Origin of the sequence: Kitasatospora sp. NPDC056783 (assembly GCF_042789895.1) — a bacterium.
Lineage (GTDB): Bacteria > Actinomycetota > Actinomycetes > Streptomycetales > Streptomycetaceae > Kitasatospora.
In genome coordinates, this window is sequence record NZ_JBHUAF010000645.1 from 1 (window position 1) to 2,349 (window position 2,349).

Below are 2,349 nucleotides of genomic sequence, written 5' to 3' on the forward strand. Positions count from 1 at the left end.
AAGGAGAACGCCGAGCTGCGGCGCTCGTGCGAGATCCTCAAGGCCGCCTCGGCTTTTTTCGCCCAGGAGCTGTGCGCCACGAGGCGCCGTGTTGATCGAGAGGCGGTGGGAGACCGTCTCCGTCAGGTCGTCGTAGCGGCCTGATCGAAGCTGGGGGGCAGCCTGATCCGGGGAACGCCGGGGAGGGTGGCAAGCGGCCCCGACGAAAGCGGGACGTGCTGGAACTGCCAGACAGTGCGGGTCCGTTCAGCGAGGTCAGAAGGTGTAGCGAGAGCGAACCAGTGGTTGAAGCCCCGTAACAGCGAAGCCGGGTCAAATCTGGTGGATATGGGCCGGTGTGCAGTGCGTGAGGTCCGGGCCTTTCGGCTCGGGACTCAACTCCGAAGCCGTTTAGCTCTGTCGGTGGGGAGGCCACGTTGAATGTCTGCGGCGTAGACGTGGCGATGCTGCCGGGGTAGAGCTGGGCGCCTACCTGACCGATCGATCACATGGTGAACGTGGGAACCATCCGCGGTCGCCCTCCCGCCGGGCATCCAGTCCGGAGGTGGGCAGGTCCGTTGCCGGCTGATGGCCGCGTGATGGGGCGGAGGCCCCGTAGTAGTCGCGGGAGTGACGACCCGCCGAGGAGGCCGTGAGAGACGGCCGCAGGGCGAAGGGGGCCAGCAAGTTGGCAGTTGACGTTGCTGGAATGTCAGGAGGTTCGTCGCCGGTGAACACCGACGATCTGGAGTCTGCCCTGTACGGGGCGGAGCTGCGGGTACTGAAGATCCAGACCAAGCTGCACCGTTGGGCTCGTGATGATTCCCATCGCAGGTTCGACGACCTTTACAACCTCGTTTCCGATCCCGGCTTCCTCTTGGTGGCCTGGGATCGGGTGAGGGGTAACAAGGGTGCCCGCACGGCAGGAGTGGACGGGTGTACGGCCCGCTCCGTCGAGGCCGCGCAGGGTGTCGAGGAGTTTCTCGACGAACTTCGGTCGCAGGTGAAGGACCGTAGTTTCCGCCCGCTTCCGGTACGAGAGCGCATGATCCCGAAGGGCGGCGGGAAGATGCGCCGCCTGGGGATCGCGACCATCGCCGACCGGGTAGTCCAGGCATCCTTGAAGCTGGTGTTGGAGCCGATTTTCGAGGCGGATTTCCTCCCGTGTTCCTACGGGTTCCGTCCGAATCGCCGGGCTCATGACGCGGTAGCCGAGGTGCGCTATCTCGCTTCGCGGCCACGCAACTATGAGTGGATCGTGGAGGGGGACATCACGGCCTGCTTCGACGAAATCTCACACTCGGCCCTGATGGACCGGGTGCGGCGACGGGTCGGGGACAAACGCGTCCTGGATCTGGTGAAGGCTTTCCTCAAGGCGGGCATCCTCGGTGAGGACCGGCTGCTGCGGGAGACCACCGCCGGAACCCCGCAAGGGTCGATTCTCTCGCCCTTGCTCAGCAATGTGGCGCTTTCCGTCCTGGACGAGTACATCGCCCAGGCGCCGGGAGGCCCGAGTGCTGGGAAGGTGGACCGCGCCAGACGGCACCGCCATGGTCTGCCCAACTACCGCCTTGTTAGGTACGCGGACGACTGGTGCTTGATGGTCTTCGGCTCGAAATCTGATGCCGAGGTCCTGCGTGAGGAAATCACTGAGGTCTTGTCCACGATGGGCCTGCGCCTGTCACCGGAGAAGACTCTGATCACCCATATCGATGAGGGCCTGGACTTTCTCGGGTGGCACATCCAACGCCACCGCAAGCAAGGGACCAGGCAGCACTACGTCTATACCTACCCCGCGAAGAAGGCTGTCCAGGCCGTGAAGCGGAAGGTCAAGACGTTGTGTCGAGAGGTCGAAGTGAACCAGCCGTTGGACGACCTGCTGCGTCGGCTGAACATGGCGCTGCGGGGCTGGTGTGCGTACTTCCGGCCCGGGGTGTCCTCCGTAACCTTCGCCTACCTGAGTCACTACACGTGGCAGACGGTATGGCGATGGATGCGGCGCAAACACCGCCGGTCTACCTGGAAGGAACTCCGCAACCGCTATTGCGGCGGCGGATGGTGGCCCGCCAGCGAGAACAGGGAGCTGTTCGACCCCGAGAAGGTAAGCACAACCCGCTACCGCTATCGAGGATCCGTCATCCCGGCCCCCTGGGCCATCGCAGGATGAGAATGTCCAACACGCAGCCTATTTCGGGACTTGTGGAGAGCCCGGTGCATTGAGAGGTGCCCGCCGGGTTCGGGAAGCGGTCCGGGGAAACGGTCCGGTCGAAAGACCGGAACCGCGCCCCGGGCCGACTTTCACCGACCCGACCCGGCGACGGTACTGAAGCTCATCGACGAGCACCAGGACCGCTTCGGGGCCGAGCCCGT

General features: G+C 64.6%; 1 protein-coding gene. It reads left to right on the top strand.

Annotated features, from left to right (window positions below; all coding sequences use genetic code 11):
* Positions 1 to 709 precede the first annotated feature (709 nt).
* A complete protein-coding gene (gene ltrA, locus ACFRMQ_RS40200; protein ID WP_380735863.1) occupies positions 710 to 2,146 on the top strand; it encodes a group II intron reverse transcriptase/maturase in 1,437 nt (478 codons plus the stop codon).
* Positions 2,147 to 2,349 lie beyond the last annotated feature (203 nt).